Raw genomic sequence first — 16,613 nt, forward strand, 5'->3', positions numbered from 1 at the left:
CAAGTTCGCTCCCGCCGGGTAATGCGCAGTTCATTCTGTGGGACCGAATTTATTCGGGAAAGCCGCACCACCGCTTAACCGCCAAACGTATCCTTCAAAAACCCCGGCGCGATGTAACGTTCGTAATGGGCTTCAGACAACAGGAAAAACTCGCGATCAATGGCATCCCGCAGATCTGGAAGGCTCCAGTCGCGAAACTCTGGCATCAGAACCACACCATACGCATCAAGCTGGGTAATCACCCGCGCTCCGCGAGCAATTAACTGGTACGCCCAGCAATACACCGACTGATTTGGCACGAAGCGGATTTTTCGCTGTTCCAATTGCAGGCGCAGCTTGGCAGCGTCGAAAACCTGAAGCTTGCCTGCCATGACCTGCACCAGCAGTTGTTCCAGACGCAACCAGACCGCGCGTTTTTCGTCTTCGTTGTAACCATTCCAATTGATCACTTCATGGTGAAAGCGCTTACAGCCACGGCACACCAGATCCCCATAAACAGTGGAACAGAGGCCGACGCAAGGGGTTTTGATGGTTTGATTGGACATAGGAAACAAGGCTACGACAGGCGAAACAGGCCAGCATGTTAGCCCTTTGTCTAACGAGGGTCACCCCTGAACGTGGTGGGGTTAACTTACTTTTAGGCAATTTTTGCCGTAGAATCAGCGAGCCTTTTAAGGCGCCAATGTCCGTTAGAAGCTGTTTTCAAAGCGTCACGAGCACAGTTAAGTAACCCCGCAGTCCGGTGTCGACCCAGGAATTCCTCGTGAAATCCCCTGAGTCGACACTCATCAGCCGTCCTGCAGGCGTCAAACTTTGAAAACAGCTTCTGTAAGGAATAACCGTTTCTCTGACCAAGGGGCTCAAAAGCTTCGTTATGCAGGGTGCGAGTTATTTCTGGATGAGCGTCCCGGACACCCATTTGGGACCACTGATGAGGGTAATAACTGTGCTTGAAGCCTACCGTAAACACATCGAAGAGCGCGCCGCTCTGGGCATCGTGCCCCAGCCGCTTAACGCCGAACAAACCGCAGGCTTGATCGAGCTGCTGAAGACCCCTCCGGCTGGCGAAGAAGCCTTTCTTCTCGACTTGATCACCAATCGCGTTCCACCAGGCGTTGATGAAGCCGCTTACGTCAAGGCCGGCTTCCTGTCCGCTCTGGCGAAAGGCGAAGTCACCTCCCCGCTGATTGACAAAAAACACGCCGTTAAACTGTTGGGCACCATGCAAGGTGGCTACAACATCGTCACCTTGGTTGACCTGCTGGACGATGCCGTGTTGGCGCCCGAGTCTGCCAAAGCACTCAAGCACACCCTGCTGATGTTCGACGCGTTCCACGACGTGGCTGAGAAAGCTAAGAACGGCAACGTTCACGCCCAGGAAGTCCTGAAATCATGGGCTGACGGCGAATGGTTCCAGAATCGCCCTACCCTGGCCGATAAAATCAGCCTGCGCGTGTTCAAGGTCACCGGCGAAACCAACACTGATGACCTGTCCCCAGCGCCTGATGCCTGGTCCCGCCCGGACATCCCGCTGCACGCACTCGCCATGCTGAAAATGGCCCGTGACGGTATTGAGCCGGATCAACAAGGCGCCATCGGCCCGATGAAGCAAATCGAGCGCATGCGCGGCGAAGGCTTCCCTATTGCCTACGTCGGTGATGTGGTCGGTACCGGTTCGTCGCGTAAGTCAGCCACCAACTCCGTGTTGTGGTTCTTCGGCGACGACGTTCCAAACGTGCCGAACAAGCGCGCTGGCGGTTTCTGCTTCGGCAACAAAATTGCTCCCATTTTCTACAACACCATGGAAGACGCCGGCGCATTGCCGATCGAATTCGATGTGACTCACATGAACATGGGCGACGTGATCGACGTTTACCCATACGCCGGTAAAGTCACCAAGCACGACAGCGAAGAAGTCCTGGCCACCTTCGAAATGAAGACCCCAGTGCTGTTGGACGAAGTTCGCGCTGGCGGCCGTATTCCGCTGATCATCGGCCGTGGTTTGACCGAGAAAGCCCGTACCGAACTGGGTCTGCCTCCTTCAACTCTGTTCAAGCTGCCTGAGCCACCGATTGCCAGCACCAAGGGTTTCACCTTGGCGCAGAAAATGGTCGGCAAGGCGTGCGGCGTTCCCGGCATCCGTCCAGGCACGTACTGCGAACCGAAAATGACCACCGTCGGCTCCCAGGACACCACGGGGCCGATGACCCGCGACGAGCTGAAAGACTTGGCTTGCCTGGGTTTCTCTACCGACCTGGTCATGCAGTCGTTCTGCCACACCGCGGCGTATCCAAAGCCGATCGACGTGCAGACTCACCACACGCTGCCTGATTTCATCATGACCCGCGGCGGCGTTTCCCTGCGTCCGGGCGATGGCATCATCCACAGCTGGCTGAACCGCATGCTGCTGCCGGACACTGTCGGTACCGGTGGTGACTCCCACACCCGCTTCCCAATGGGCATTTCGTTCCCAGCAGGTTCCGGTCTGGTCGCGTTTGCTGCTGCCACGGGTGTTATGCCACTGGACATGCCGGAATCGATCCTGGTTCGCTTCAAAGGCAAAATGCAGCCGGGCGTTACTCTGCGCGACTTGGTTCATGCCATTCCTTACTACGCGATCCAGGCTGGCCTGTTGACCGTAGAGAAGAAAGGCAAGAAGAACGCGTTCTCCGGTCGCATCCTGGAAATCGAAGGCCTCGACAACCTGAGCATCGAACAGGCTTTCGAGCTGTCCGACGCCTCGGCCGAACGCTCTGCTGCCGGTTGCACCATCAAGCTGTCCAAAGAGTCGATCACCGAGTACCTGAACTCCAACATCACCCTGCTGCGCTGGATGATCGGCGAAGGCTACGGCGATGCACGGACTCTGGAACGTCGCGCTCAAGCGATGGAAGCCTGGGTTGCCAACCCTGAGTTGATGGTTGCCGATGCTGACGCCGAATACGCCGAAACCATCGAAATCAACCTCGACGAAATCAAAGAGCCTGTGCTCTGCGCGCCAAACGACCCGGACGACGCCCGTCTGCTTTCCAGCGTTGCTGGCGAGAAGATCGACGAAGTGTTCATCGGCTCGTGCATGACCAACATTGGTCACTTCCGCGCTGCCGGCAAATTGCTGGACAAGGTTAAAGGTCAGCTTCCAACCCGTCTGTGGCTGTCGCCGCCGACCAAAATGGACGCTCACCAGTTGACCGAAGAAGGTTACTACGGCATCTACGGCAAAGCTGGCGCGCGCATGGAAATGCCGGGCTGCTCGCTGTGCATGGGTAACCAGGCTCGCGTTGAACCAAACTCCACCGTGGTCTCGACCTCAACCCGTAACTTCCCGAACCGCCTTGGCGATGGCGCGAACGTTTACCTGGCCTCGGCCGAGTTGGCGTCCGTAGCATCGATCCTCGGTCGCCTGCCGACCGTCGAAGAGTACATGGCCTACGCGAAAGAAATCGACACCATGGCAGCGGACGTTTACCGCTACCTGAGCTTCGATCAAATCGCAGAATTCCGTGAGTCGGCAGCCAATGCCAACATCCCGGTTATTCAAGCGTAAAGAAACACAGCGTTGAAAAAACCCCATCCCACGCGATGGGGTTTTTTATGGCCTGGATATTTAATTTATCTGGGCCAACTTGTTGGCGATATAAGCAGCTACACAATGCTCAAAATGTACTGCGTGGCTTGCCTTGCCAACAAGTTGGCTCCAGATCATAAAAAAGCCCCGCATCTCTCTCGATGCAGGGCTTTGGATTTACCGCTTCAACTCAAACATCACACCACGCTGGTCTGCCCACTCATAGCCAAGTCCAGCAACTCGCGGTTGGCCACGGCATACATTGCGTAGTCGGTCCCGCTGGCTGCACGCAGCTCGACCAGCATGGCACGCCAGCGATCAACCATCGGCATGTGCTGTTCAAGCCACGCATCCAGACGCGCTTCGATCTCTGCCGGAGCGTTAGGCTGTTGCAGGACCGATACGGTAATCGCCCGTTGCTGCCAGTCGATATCGTCACGGAAGGCTTCGCGGGCCAACGCTTGCCAGTTGTTTTCCACCGGCAAGTTACTGATCTGTTGCAGGTACCAAGTCACGTCCAGCGAGCTGCCCACGGCGAAGTAAGCCTTAGCCACATCGGCAGCATTCTGCCCCGTGACGTCCGACGCTTCGATGATTGGCAACAGCGTGTAAAGGTGACTGGTGCCGGCAACCATGCGCGCCAGTAATTCTGGAACACCGGCTTCGACATACGCCTGATAGCGACTCATCCAGACGTCACGGGTCGGGCCTTCCAACAACTCGTCGAGTTTCAGACCCAATGTCGCGATGTGCGGACCAAAGTGTGCAACATCGCGACCGGCGTCCAGTTCGTTGCGACGGCTGCGCAGGAACCAGCGCGTGGCACGACGGCCCAGACGCATCAGCTCATCCATCAGCGCCAATTGGATTTCAGCTGGAACCTTAGTGTCCAACGCCTCGATCTGACGGAACCAGTGCGGCAGGTGGAAGATGTCCCGCACGATCACGTATGCACCCGCTACATTAGCAGCGCTCATGCCGGTGGACTCTTTAAGCCGCTGCACGAAGGTGATGCCCATGTGGTTAACCAGGTCATTGGCGATCTGGGTGCTGACGATTTCACGCTTCAATCGGTGACGACGCATGGCCTCAGAGAATTTCGCGGCCAGGGACGGCGGGAAGGCCGTTTCCATGTCACGAACGAGGTAGTCATCATCCGGCACTCGAGACTCAAGCAATGCTTCTTTGAGATCGATTTTGCTATATGAAATCAGCACCGACAGCTCAGGCCGGGTCAAACCATGGCCTGACGCAATACGTTCAGCAAGTTGTTCTTCAGCCGGGAGGAACTCGATGGCGCGGTCAAGCTTGCCCCGCGCTTCCAAATCGTTCATCAAGCGCTTGTATTCCGCGATCCGCTCGTAAGCACGACGGGCAGCCAGGGACAATGCCTGAGTCTGCTTATAGTTGTTACCCAACACCAAGTGGCCCACTTCGTCGGTCATGCTTTCAAGCAGATGATTGCGCTGCTTTTCAGTCATATCGCCCGCCTGCACCACTTCGTTGAGCAGGATCTTGATGTTTACTTCGTGGTCAGAGCAGTCTACGCCACCGGCGTTGTCGATGAAGTCGGTGTTGGAGCCGCCGCCGTTGAGGCCGAACTCGACGCGACCCAACTGGGTCATGCCGAGGTTACCGCCCTCGCCCACTACTTTGCAGCGCAGCTCGTTACCGTTGACTCGCAAGGCGTCGTTGGCTTTATCGCCAACATCGGCGTGGCTTTCCTCACTGGATTTAACATAGGTGCCGATGCCGCCGTTCCACAACAAGTCTACTGGCGCCTTGAGCAGCGCGTTCAGCAGTTCGGTTGGGGTCAGCTTGTTGGCGCTGATGTCAAAACGCGCTTTCATCTCCGGGCTGATCGGGATGCTTTTCAAGCTGCGCGCAAAGATTCCGCCGCCTTGGGACATGATGCTGGTGTCGTAATCAGTCCAGGACGAACGGGGCAGATCGAACAAGCGTTGACGCTCGACGAAGCTGTTGGCCGGCGCCGGGTTTGGATCGATGAAGATGTGCATATGGTTGAACGCAGCGACCAATTGCACGGTTTCCGACATCAACAAGCCGTTACCGAACACATCACCGGCCATGTCACCGATGCCGATAACGCTGATGGTGTCCGTCTGGGAATTGATCCCGCGCTCACGGAAGTGACGCTGTACACCGACCCAAGCGCCTTTGGCGGTGATGCCCATCTTCTTGTGGTCGTAACCGGCCGAACCACCGGAAGCAAAAGCGTCGCCTAGCCAGAAGCCGTATTCGATGGCGATGCCGTTGGCGATGTCGGAGAAGGTCGCGGTGCCTTTGTCGGCAGCCACTACCAGATACGGGTCATCCTCGTCGTGGCGCACCACATTCAGCGGCGGCACCAAGGCACCGTCTTTAAGGTTGTCGGTGATGTCCAACAGCGCGGAGATAAAAATCTTGTAGCAGGCGATGGCCTCGGCCTGAGTCTCATCGCGGCTGCCACCCAGCAGCGGCAGACGACGCGGAATAAACCCACCTTTGGCGCCTACCGGCACGATGACCGAGTTCTTCACCTGCTGGGCTTTGACCAGGCCCAGCACTTCAGTACGGAAATCTTCCTCACGGTCCGACCAACGCAGGCCGCCACGAGCGACGTTACCAAAGCGCAAGTGCACGCCTTCAACCCTTGGTGAATAAACGAAAATCTCGAATTTCGGCACCGGTTTCGGCAGCTCAGGAATCAGACGCGGGTTGAACTTGAAGCTGAAATAGCTCTTGTTCTGGCCGTTGGCGTCAGGCTGGTAGAAGTTGGTCCGCAGGGTGGCTTTGATCAGATCCAGATAACGACGCAGGATGCGGTCTTCGTTGAGTACCTGAACGTCGTCAAGGGCCGTCAGAATCGCCTGTTCCAGACGCAGTTGCTTGTCTTCCAGGTCATCGCCAGTGAGTTTGCGCGCCAGATAGAAGCGCGTTTTGAACAACCGCGTCAGCTCACGGGCAATTTCCGTGTGGTTATTCAGGGTGCTCGCGATGTAGCCGAGATCGAACCCCAAACGAATTTGTTTCATATAGCGCGCATAGGCCCGCAGCAACGCGACATCGCGCCATGGCAAACCAGCGGTCAACACCAAACGGTTGAACGCATCATTTTCGGCGTCGCCGCTGACAATGTGTACAAACGCATCTTGCAGGGTGTCGTTAAGTTGCGAGATGTCCAGGTTCAGACCTTCGCCAGCGGTGAAGGCGAAATCGTGAATCCAGAACTCACGGCCATTGGTACGACGCAGACGATAGGGGAACTCACCCAGTACCCGCAGGCCGAGGTTTTCAAGGATCGGCAGGACGTCGGACAAGGCCAGCGGCGTGTCCGCGTGATACAGCTTGCAGTGCAGTTGTTGTTTGCCCGCTTGTGCAAGCGGTTGATAAAAGCTCATCACCAACGGGTTGGCTTCGGTCAGGCTAAGCAAATGCTGCATATCGACCACGGCCGAGTGCGCAGCAAAGCGCTCGCGGTAACCGGCCGGGAAACCTTTCGGGAAGTCTGCCAGCACGCTGGTGCCGTGGGCTTCGCCGAAGCTTTCGACCACTAGGCTCGAATAGTCGTCCTGCCACGAACGGCAGGCCTGGACGACTTCGTTCTCCAGTTGCTGCGGATCGATGTCGAGACGACTTTTCGGGTCCACACGCAGGATCAGCTGCACGCGGGCCAAGACTGACTCGGAGAAAAAGGTCCAGAACTCACAATCGCTGGCTTTGAGGCGATCCATCAGCACTTGCTGGATCTTCTGCCGAACCTCAGTGGAATAAACATCACGCGGTACGTAAGCCAGGCAATAGCAGAAGCGGCCGTAGGGGTCTTTGCGCAGGAACACCCGAATCTTGTTGCGCTCCTGAATCTGCACGATGGACATCACCGTGTTGAACAGCTCGTCCACTGGGGTCTGGAACAGATCGTCACGCGGAAGCACTTCCACGACCTGAGTCAGCTCCTTACCCAAGTGCGCCTTGGAGTCGAAACCTGACCGACGCTCTACTTCCGCTACCTTGCGACGGATATAAGGGATCTGACGCACACTTTCGCCATACACCGACGAAGTGTACAAGCCCATGAAGCGGCATTCTTTAGTGACTTTACCGGTAGCGTCGATCTGGCGGATCGACACGTAGTCCGGATATGCCGGGCGGTGAACACGGCTTGGGTGGGCAGCCTTGGCGAACGACAGCAGCATCGGCTCTTGCAGGTAATTCACTGCGTAATCTTCGATGTGCAGGTCGTCTTTCGTCAGCCCGGCACGCAGCAGCTTGGTCAGACCGAGAAAAGAAGACTCGTCGTACACCAGGTAGCCGCCGGTTTGATCGTTACGGACTTCAAACTCCTCGTAACCGAGAAACGTGAAGTGGTTATCCACCAGCCATTGCAGGAATACTTTGACCTCGGATTTCTCGCCTTCTTCGATGGCGAACTCCAGGGTGTCAATACCAGCCAGTAGTTCGCTAATCTTGCTTTTCATCGGTTCGAAATCAGCAACCGCAATTCGAACTTCGTCCAGCACTTGTTCCAATTCACGCGCCAGCACATTCATTTCGGCAGAGTTGGCGCAACGATCGATTTCCAGGTACATCAATGATTCTTGCTGCACCTCGTCGCCAGTGCTGCCTTTAGGCAGCAATTCCAGCAGTTGGCCATCAGCGCCGCGACGGGCGCTGAGCACGGTAGTTTGCAAGGTATGAATGCTGTAGCCGCGACGGTTCAGTTCGGTGCGTACCGAGTCCACCAAGAACGGTAAATCATGATGCAGAACCTCGACCGCGGTGTGGGTCGACTGCCAGCCGTGGCGCTCGTAATCAGGGTTATAGACCCGTACTTGCGGATGAATACTTTCAAAACGTTCTAGCAGTCGCCAGGCAGACAAGGTGCAACCGGCCAGGTCGGACAACCGCCGCTGGGTCAGTTCATCAAGAGAAATAATGCCGAAGAATTGCTCAGCGAACAGCGCCACTTGTGGCAGTGCCTGTTCACTGATGTGCTGCGCCAGTGCTGCTTGCAGTTGATGCTGGAAATCAGACTTGCTGGCTGCGGTGAAGAACGCCATCTGTGGTACTCCGCTTGGGCTTTTATTGATGGAAACGTCGCATCCCCCTTCTAGGGGATCGCCATCACGCGTGCTGGAATTGAACAAAAGCAGCACAGCATGACAGGGTAGTGAAGCTATAGAACAAACGCTTGTCGCGAACGGGTAGTCACATCTGTTTTTTGACTCGGCGTGGTGAAAAAAAAATCGCTGTATCTAAAAAGGCACTGCCCAAGCAGGCAGTGTCTCAACCGGCATTTATCTGCTGCGCAGCTTAACGATTGCAGACGTGCCAGTGCTTGCGATACGGCGACATATTCGGTCATCGGTACGTAAAAGGTGCGTAACGGCGTCATGAGAGAGCGAAACGAGGATTAACGATTAACGCCAGAGGGTGCAACAAACGAACCCTTGAAAACCTGAGCCTTCCACTGCGGTATCATCACGCCCTGCCCGTTTTCGATAGCCCGGAGTCCAATCATGCTGATCAACACTGCAAGCATCATCGTTAATCCTTGCGACGACGAATACGACGACATGGCTATGCTCAGTTGCCACGGCGAAACCGGCGATCTGTTTTTACTGACACGCTTCCCGGACGAGACCCAAGTGGAAATCACCGTGGGCGATGACAAATCACTTGAACTGAAGAGTCTGAAAGCGACCCTTAGCGCTGAGCGCCTGCTGATCGAAATCGATCCTGAGGACGCTAAACAACTGGAAGGCCACACTGAGTATGAGATTCGTCACGGCATGTCAGGAGCCGACCTGCAGGAAGTGGCCGAAACCCTACAACTGATTCTTGATGATGTGGGCACGTACGTCAGTGAAATTGACTGATTGACACCGGACGCATGAGTGTGACCGGCAAACCGCTTCGCGAACACGCTCGCGCTTACAGAGGATCTGTGCGAGGCCGGAGCCGATCACCCCTCCGAAAATCCAAAAAAACCCTATAGCCGTTAGTCGGCACCGCTCGGATGGATTAAAGTACCCCCCCCAGCTTCGGCGTCATTTGGCGCCGCTGATCATCTGCCAGGAACAGTCATCCGATGGAACATCGTGAAGCGCTGATTGCGCTGCGAACTTTTCTTTCAACGCAGATTCTCGGCCAGGAAAAACTGATCGAACGGCTGCTGATTGCCCTCCTCGCCGACGGCCATATGTTGGTCGAGGGCGCACCGGGTCTGGCCAAGACCAAGGCGATCAAAGAACTGGCCGAAGGCGTCGAAGCGCAATTTCATCGGATTCAGTTCACCCCCGACTTGTTGCCTGCCGACATCACCGGCACGGAGATCTACCGCCCCGAAACTGGCAGCTTCGTGTTCCAACAGGGGCCGATTTTCCACAATCTGGTGCTGGCCGATGAAATCAATCGTGCGCCAGCCAAGGTGCAATCGGCGTTGTTGGAGGCCATGGCCGAACGCCAAGTCAGTGTCGGGCGCAGCACGTATGAACTGTCGCCGCTGTTTTTGGTGATGGCGACCCAAAATCCCATTGAGCAGGAAGGCACTTACCCACTGCCCGAAGCCCAGTTGGACCGTTTTCTGATGCACGTCAAAATCGGTTTTCCGGACGCCGCCGTCGAACGCAAAATCCTACAGCAGGCCCGTGGCGAAGCGCTGAATGGCGAAACCAAGCCCGAGCGCCGGGTCAGCCAGCAGGCGATTTTTGCCGCGCGCAAAGAAATTCTCGGCCTTTACATGGCCGACGCCGTGGAGGAGTACCTGGTGCAACTGGTAATGGCCACGCGTACGCCGGCCAAGTTCGACCCAGAGATGGCCGACTGGATCGCCTATGGCGCCAGCCCCCGTGGCTCAATTGCCCTGGACCGTTGTGCACGAGCTCACGCATGGCTGGCCGGGCGTGACTTCGTCAGCCCGGAGGACATTCAAGCGGTACTGTTCGACGTGTTGCGTCATCGCATCATTTTGTCGTTCGAAGCCGAAGCCGCCGGAATTGATCAAGACCGTGTAATCCAGCGCATCCTCGACGTTGTGGCTGTCGCCTGACACCATGCAACCGCAGCCGATTGCCGACCCCGGAATTCGCGTCAGTCTCGACGAACTGATCGAGATGCGTCATCGCGTGCGCGAAGTGCAGCTGTTTTCCACACCCGGTCAGCGCAGCCCACTGATCGGTCTGCACCACTCGAAACTGCGCGGCCGAGGCGTTGACTTTGATCAAGTGCGGGTCTATCAGGCCGGCGATGATGTACGCACTATCGATTGGCGCGTCACCGCCCGCACTCAAGAACCGCACACCAAGCTGTTTCATGAAGAACGCGAACGGCCGATTTTCATCCTGGTCGAACAAAGCCGTCGGTTGTTTTTTGGTTCCGGACTAATGTTCAAATCAGTATTGGCCGCTCAAACCGCCGCGCTGATTGGATGGGCAGCGCTGGGCCATAACGACCGGGTCGGCGGACTGGTGTTCGGCGACCATGAGCATTACGAAATCAAACCTCGGCGAAGTAAACAAAGCCTGTTGCAACTGCTCAATCGATTGGTGCGAGTCAACCAATCGCTAGACACTGAAATCGCCGCCGACCGTGATGCGTTCGGCATCGCCTTGCGCCGTGCCCGTGAAGTATTAAGGCCCGGCAGCCTAGTATTTGTGATTTGCGATGAACGAGCGATTTCCGACGCCGCAGAGCAGCAGTTAACGCTGCTTTCACGGCATTGCGACCTACTACTGTTGCCGTTGTCCGACCCACTTGATCACGCACTTCCCGCAGCTGGCTTGTTGCGATTCGCCGAGCGTGGCGCGCAATTGGAACTCGACACCTTGAATCCAGATTTGCGTCTGGCTTATCGCGCTCAGGGCGAAGCACGGGTTGCGCGCTGGAAATTGCTCGCGCAAAAACTGCGTGTGTTGTCGATTCCGCTCAGCACAAAAAGCGGAATGGTCGAGCAATTGCGCGAATACCTGAACGCCCAGCGCCCCGGTAAAAAACGATGAGCAGCCTGGAGCAGTTGCAACCGCTGATATCGCCTTCGGCAATCGACATTTGGCCGCCGGCACCAGGCTGGTGGATTTTACTGGTTTTATTGCCGCTCGCCGCATGGGGCGTGTTGTGGCTTCGTCGTTATTGGTCGGGGAAGCGCCTGATTGTCAGGTCCGAGCAGCCGCTGGACCCACTGCGCCTGGCCGCACTGGAAGAACTTGCACACCTACCCAAACCTTATGACGGTGCACCAGCGGGTGCATGGTTACAACAACTCAACGCACTGCTCAAACGCCTTTGCCGCAACCACTACCCCTACAGCCAAAGCCACACCCTCAACGGTCGCAAATGGTTGGCGTTTCTGGACAACCGGTGTCCCGCTGCGGGCCTGACACGCTGGATGATATTGGTCGAAGGTGCCTACAAACCAGAATGCAAACTCGACGACAAAGCCATTACCGGCCTGAATCAGGCGGTCGATACCTGGATTCGTAAACATGTTTGAACTCGCCTGGCCGTGGATATTCATCCTGCTGCCACTGCCCTGGTTATTGCGGGTGTTATTGCCTGCGGCAGATAGCGGCGAAGCAGCACTGAAAATTGGATTTTTGAGCGAATTGGAAGAATTAGCCGGGCGACGAGCGCGGGCGAATCTGCCCGCATGGCGTCAGCAAGCCCCGTTCATCTTGCTGTGGCTGTTGTTGCTAATGGCAGCGGCACGCCCGCAATGGCTGGGTGATCCGTTGCCAATTGCCGCCAGTGGCCGCGACTTGCTGGTGGCAGTGGATGTTTCCGGGTCCATGGACTACCCGGACATGCGCTGGAACGACGAAGACGTCAGCCGTTTGACCTTGGTCAAGCACCTGTTAGGGGATTTTTTGTCCAGTCGCCAAGGTGACCGCGTCGGCTTGATTCTGTTTGGCAGCCGCGCCTATGTTCAGGCACCGCTGACCTTCGACCGACGCACAGTGCATGTCTGGCTGGATGAAGCAAAAGTCGGCATTGCCGGTAAAAATACTGCCATTGGTGACGCTATCGGTCTGGCAATCAAACGTCTGCGCCAACGCCCGGCGCAAAGCCGCGTACTGATTCTGGTTACCGATGGTGCCAACAACGCCGGACAAATCGATCCGGTAACCGCAGCACGTCTGGCCGCTGGCGAAGGCGTGAAAATCTATACCATCGGCATTGGTGCTGACCCTAACCAAGGCGGTTCGCTGGCCATGCTTGGCCTTAGCCCCAGCCTCGATTTGGACGAACCAAGCCTCAAGGACATCGCGAATATCACCGGCGGCCAGTATTTTCGCGCCCGCGATGCCCAGCAATTGCAAAAGATCAAACAGACCCTCGACAAACTCGAACCTGTCGCTCAACAACCGACCCAGGCGCGCCCGGCGCAGGTGCTTTATCGCTGGCCGTTGGCGGGCGCGTTATTATTGAGCCTGCTTCTGGTGGTAAGAGAGCGCTGGCCGAACACACTGTTGCAGCGGTTTTTCAAACAAAAAACGCTCCTGTCCTCCAATGAACAATGGCGGCAGCGGCTCAAGCGTTTGCGGAGACGTCGATGATCGCGCTCTGGCCGCACTGGCTTCGGCCCGTCTGGTTGATCCTGGTACCAGTGCTGGCATGGCTGCTCTGGCAATTGTGGCATCGGCAACAACGCGCCGGCCGCTGGCAGATGATTCTGCCAGCGGCCTTCCATGCGGTGCTGCTCGGCGGTGGCAGGGGCCGCGCAAGCAAGATGCCATGGCTTGTGCTCGGTCTGGGCTGGACGCTCGCCGTGCTAGCGTTACTCGGCCCCAGTTGGCAACGGGTCGAACAGATCAGCCAGAAACCTGCTGATCCGCTGGTGGTGATGCTGGAGTTGACCCCGGAAATGCTGGCCACCGACACGCCTCCCACACGGGTCGAACAAGCGCGACGCAAATTGCTCGATCTACTGCAAAGCCGTAGTGAATCGCAGACCGCTATTGTTGTGTACGCGGGAAGCGCCCACACATTGGTGCCGTTGTCCGATGATTTGGGCACCAGCCGGAATTTGCTCGACGCGCTCAAACCCTCGATCATGCCCGAGGCCGGGCACCGCGCCGACCTGGCCGTCAAAAAAGCCTTGGCCTTGCTCAAGCAAGGGGCACAGGGTCAGGGGCGTTTGTTGTGGATTGGTTCTTCACTCAATGAGCAAGAGCGCGAAGGCATCCTGCAGGTGATGGGCCGAGACACCCCGCCGCTATTGCTACTTGGCATCGGCACAGCTGAAGGGGTGCCAGTCGCCCAGGAAAAGGGGGGATTTCTCAAAGATGACCAAGGCGCAATTCTTCTTCCGCGCCTGGACGGCGTAGGTCTTAAGGACTTCGCCAGCCAGGTTGACGGACTCTATCGCCAAGCTCGCGTGGACGAATCGGACCTGCGGGGCCTAGGCCTACTGGACAGTCCACAGCGACTGCGTAAAAACGGTCAAACGCTGCACTTGGACAGCTGGGACGATCAAGGGGCGTGGCTGATCTTGCCGTTGTTGCTACTGGCTGGCTGCGCTGGCCGTAGAGGCTGGCTATTTTTCCTGCCGCTGTTGTTTATGCTGCCCCAGCCCAGCTACGCCTTCGAACTCAACGACCTGTGGTTACGCCCCGACCAGCAAGGCCAGTATTTGCTCGAAGAAAGTCGCCCTGCCGAGGCAGCAAGGCGCTTTGAAGACAGCCAATGGAAAGGCGTGGCGCTATATGACGCCGGCGACTACACGCGTGCCGCTCAGCGATTCGCCGAAGGTAATACCGCCGCGGACCATTACAATCGTGGCAATGCGTTGGCCAAGGCCGGTGAATTGGAAGCGGCGCTGGATGCCTATGAACAAGCACTCGAACGGCAACCGGATTTGAAACCGGCACTGGCCAACAAAGCCTTGGTCGAACAGGTGCTGGAACAAAGAAAGCAGCGGCGCGACGCCGTGCTTGGCAAGTCCGCCGATAGCAAAGCCGAAGACCTCGGACGGAACGCTCAACCGGGCGCGACCATCGAGCAGCAAACGCCGCAACAACCGACCCCGCCGTCGGGGGATGACACCACCCCCCAGGACCAGGGTCTCAACCATCCGACAGCGACGGCTGGCGGCAATGATGCTCCAGGCTCGCAGCTTGACGACGAGGCCACTACACGACCACCGATTCGCCCCGGTGACACCTCCCTCGACGGCGAGCGGCGTCAGGCGCTGGAGCAATGGTTGCGGCAAATCCCGGACGATCCCGGCGAGCTGTTGCGACGTAAATTCTGGTATGAACAACAGCAGCATCAAGGACCGATTAGATGAGTCGCGCACCCACGTTATTGATTAGCCTCGCCCTTTATTGCGTGGCTTTATCGGCCCAGGCCGCGATGCTGGTGTCCAGCGTCGACCGTGCACTGCTAAACGCTGGAGAAACCGTGGAACTGACGCTGGAGTCCGATAACCCTACCCTGTTCGGCAAACCGGACCTTAGTGCACTAGAAGATGACTTCATCGTTCAAGGCACTCGCCAGGTTAACCATCTGAAGACACTGGGCAGCGGCTCCCAAGCCACGACACGCTGGATCATTACCCTGCTGCCCAAACGCAACGGCACCGTTGTGATTCCGTCTTTGCAATTAGGGGAACTCACCAGCCAACCCATCACGCTGCAAGTTACCCAAGGTGCCGGCCCCGCTAAAAGCAGCACCTTGGCACCCGTGTTTATTGAGGCCAGCGTCGATCAAGACAGTGTCTACGTTCAGGCTCAAGCTGTACTCACGCTGCGCATTTATCACTCAGTTGCGTTGTTTGATGACAGCAACCTGACGCCGCTGGTTATCCCTGACACTCGAATCGAACGACTAGGGGATACGCGCACCTATGAAAAGCTGATCAACGGCGTTCGCCATGGCGTCATCGAAATGCGCTACGCGATCTATCCGCAGCAAAGCGGTAACCTACTGATTCCGGCGCAGGTATTCAGCGCAACCTTAGTGCAAGGCATGCCGAACCAGACTCACGACCAAGGCCAAAACCTCCAGCCGTCGGCCCCGAAGGCGGGCAAGTTGGTGCACGTCAGCTCGACCGAAATTAACCTGTCGGTCAAAGCCAAACCGGCTGACTACCCCGCAGACAGCCCATGGTTGCCAGCCCGTAATGTGAGCCTGAGCGAAGATTGGAGTCCCGAACCCGATCACAGCCTGGTCGGTGAATCCCTGACTCGCAGCCTGACCATCAAGGCTGAAGGCCTGTCCAGCGCACAATTGCCGCCGTTGCCGGCGACCAACGTCGGCGGTCTACGGCGTTACCCCGACCAACCGCAGTTGGCCAACCAGGGCAGCGACCGAGGCTTGATCGGCAGTCGAGTAGAGCGTGAAGCCTTAGTGCCTACCCGCACTGGCGCGATTGATTTACCAGCGGTAGATGTCGTGTGGTGGAACACTCACGAAGATCATCTGGAACAAAGCAGCTTGCCCGCCCGCACGTTGCAGGTCGCGAGCAACCCAAGTCTTTCTGTCGACACGCCGGTAAACACCAATAATGGTCTGGGCCTGAGTAGTCCGCTGCTATGGCCATGGCAATTAAGCACCTTTCTATTGGCCGGTTCGACCCTGCTTGGCTTCGGGCTCTGGTGGCGGGCGCGCTGGCAACCGGCGGAAGCACGGGTGGTACAAACCGGCCCAAGTCCACGCACAGTGCTGGATGAACTCAAACGCGCCAGCCTGGCCAATGATCCGCAAGCGACCCGCCAGGCACTAGACGCATGGGCACGTCAGCAACCAGAAACCCTGGCCGACATGGCCGCGCGGTTTGTGCCATTGTCCGACGCACTCGACGGACTGAACGGCGCGCTATATAGCGAAACAGGCCACGACTGGCAAGGCGCAGCCCTATGGAGCGCCGTGCGCACCTTACCCACCAGCGAACGAATCCCAGACCCGGCGACCGACACCAGCCTGCCGCCGCTGTACCCGAAATAACCGGTCAACGGCTAGACGCAGTGCCCCTGTGGGAGCGAGTTGATTCGCGAAATAGGCCACGCGGTTCATCAGACATATTGCGTCGTCGCCGTTGCAAATG

10 protein-coding genes are annotated in these 16,613 nt (G+C 57.3%); 8 read left to right on the plus strand and 2 right to left on the minus strand.

The window, feature by feature from the left end:
- Window positions 1–74 precede the first annotated feature (74 nt).
- Window positions 75–545 (minus strand): DUF1289 domain-containing protein, encoded by a 471-nt coding sequence (locus QN378_RS16405; protein WP_322201832.1) that lies wholly within the window; start codon window positions 543–545, stop codon window positions 75–77.
- A gap of 401 nt (window positions 546–946) precedes the next feature.
- Here QN378_RS16405 and acnB point away from each other — a divergent pair, with 401 nt between their 5' ends.
- The gene (acnB, locus tag QN378_RS16410; protein ID WP_322206830.1) at window positions 947–3,547 is read left to right on the plus strand and encodes a bifunctional aconitate hydratase 2/2-methylisocitrate dehydratase; all 2,601 of its coding nucleotides are present in this window, start codon (window positions 947–949) and stop codon (window positions 3,545–3,547) included.
- A 218-nt stretch (window positions 3,548–3,765) separates the two neighbouring features.
- Here the strand turns inward: acnB and QN378_RS16415 are convergent, their stop codons facing one another.
- Window positions 3,766–8,628, minus strand: a complete 4,863-nt coding sequence (locus QN378_RS16415) for an NAD-glutamate dehydrogenase (protein ID WP_322201830.1) — start codon at window positions 8,626–8,628, stop codon at window positions 3,766–3,768.
- 459 nt (window positions 8,629–9,087) lie between these two features.
- On the opposite strand from QN378_RS16415, the gene QN378_RS16420 reads away from it, so the two are divergent.
- The 7 genes from QN378_RS16420 to QN378_RS16450 all read left to right on the plus strand — a co-directional run bounded on the left by QN378_RS16420 (window position 9,088) and on the right by QN378_RS16450 (window position 16,513).
- Window positions 9,088–9,447 carry a hypothetical protein gene (locus QN378_RS16420; RefSeq protein ID WP_322201828.1) on the plus strand — a complete coding sequence of 120 codons (360 nt, stop codon included), beginning with the start codon at window positions 9,088–9,090 and terminating at the stop codon, window positions 9,445–9,447.
- A gap of 212 nt (window positions 9,448–9,659) precedes the next feature.
- The gene (locus QN378_RS16425; protein ID WP_219061506.1) at window positions 9,660–10,619 is read left to right on the plus strand and encodes an AAA family ATPase; all 960 of its coding nucleotides are present in this window, start codon (window positions 9,660–9,662) and stop codon (window positions 10,617–10,619) included.
- A 4-nt stretch (window positions 10,620–10,623) separates the two neighbouring features.
- Window positions 10,624–11,568, plus strand: coding sequence for a DUF58 domain-containing protein (locus QN378_RS16430; protein WP_322201826.1), 945 nt, complete (start codon window positions 10,624–10,626; stop codon window positions 11,566–11,568).
- Window positions 11,565–12,059, plus strand: coding sequence for a DUF4381 domain-containing protein (locus tag QN378_RS16435; RefSeq protein WP_322201824.1), 495 nt, complete (start codon window positions 11,565–11,567; stop codon window positions 12,057–12,059). The genes QN378_RS16430 and QN378_RS16435 overlap by 4 nt, the downstream gene beginning before the upstream one ends.
- Window positions 12,052–13,122, plus strand: coding sequence for a VWA domain-containing protein (locus QN378_RS16440; RefSeq protein ID WP_322201822.1), 1,071 nt, complete (start codon window positions 12,052–12,054; stop codon window positions 13,120–13,122). The genes QN378_RS16435 and QN378_RS16440 overlap by 8 nt, the downstream gene beginning before the upstream one ends.
- Entirely contained in the window at window positions 13,119–14,855 is a 1,737-nt protein-coding gene (locus tag QN378_RS16445; RefSeq protein ID WP_322201820.1) for a VWA domain-containing protein, read from the plus strand. Before QN378_RS16440 ends, QN378_RS16445 begins: the two co-directional genes overlap by 4 nt.
- The gene (locus tag QN378_RS16450; RefSeq protein WP_323551043.1) at window positions 14,852–16,513 is read left to right on the plus strand and encodes a BatD family protein; all 1,662 of its coding nucleotides are present in this window, start codon (window positions 14,852–14,854) and stop codon (window positions 16,511–16,513) included. Before QN378_RS16445 ends, QN378_RS16450 begins: the two co-directional genes overlap by 4 nt.
- The last annotated feature ends 100 nt before the right edge of the window (window positions 16,514–16,613 follow it).

Source organism: Pseudomonas sp. 10S5, assembly GCF_035019745.1.
GTDB lineage: Bacteria > Pseudomonadota > Gammaproteobacteria > Pseudomonadales > Pseudomonadaceae > Aquipseudomonas.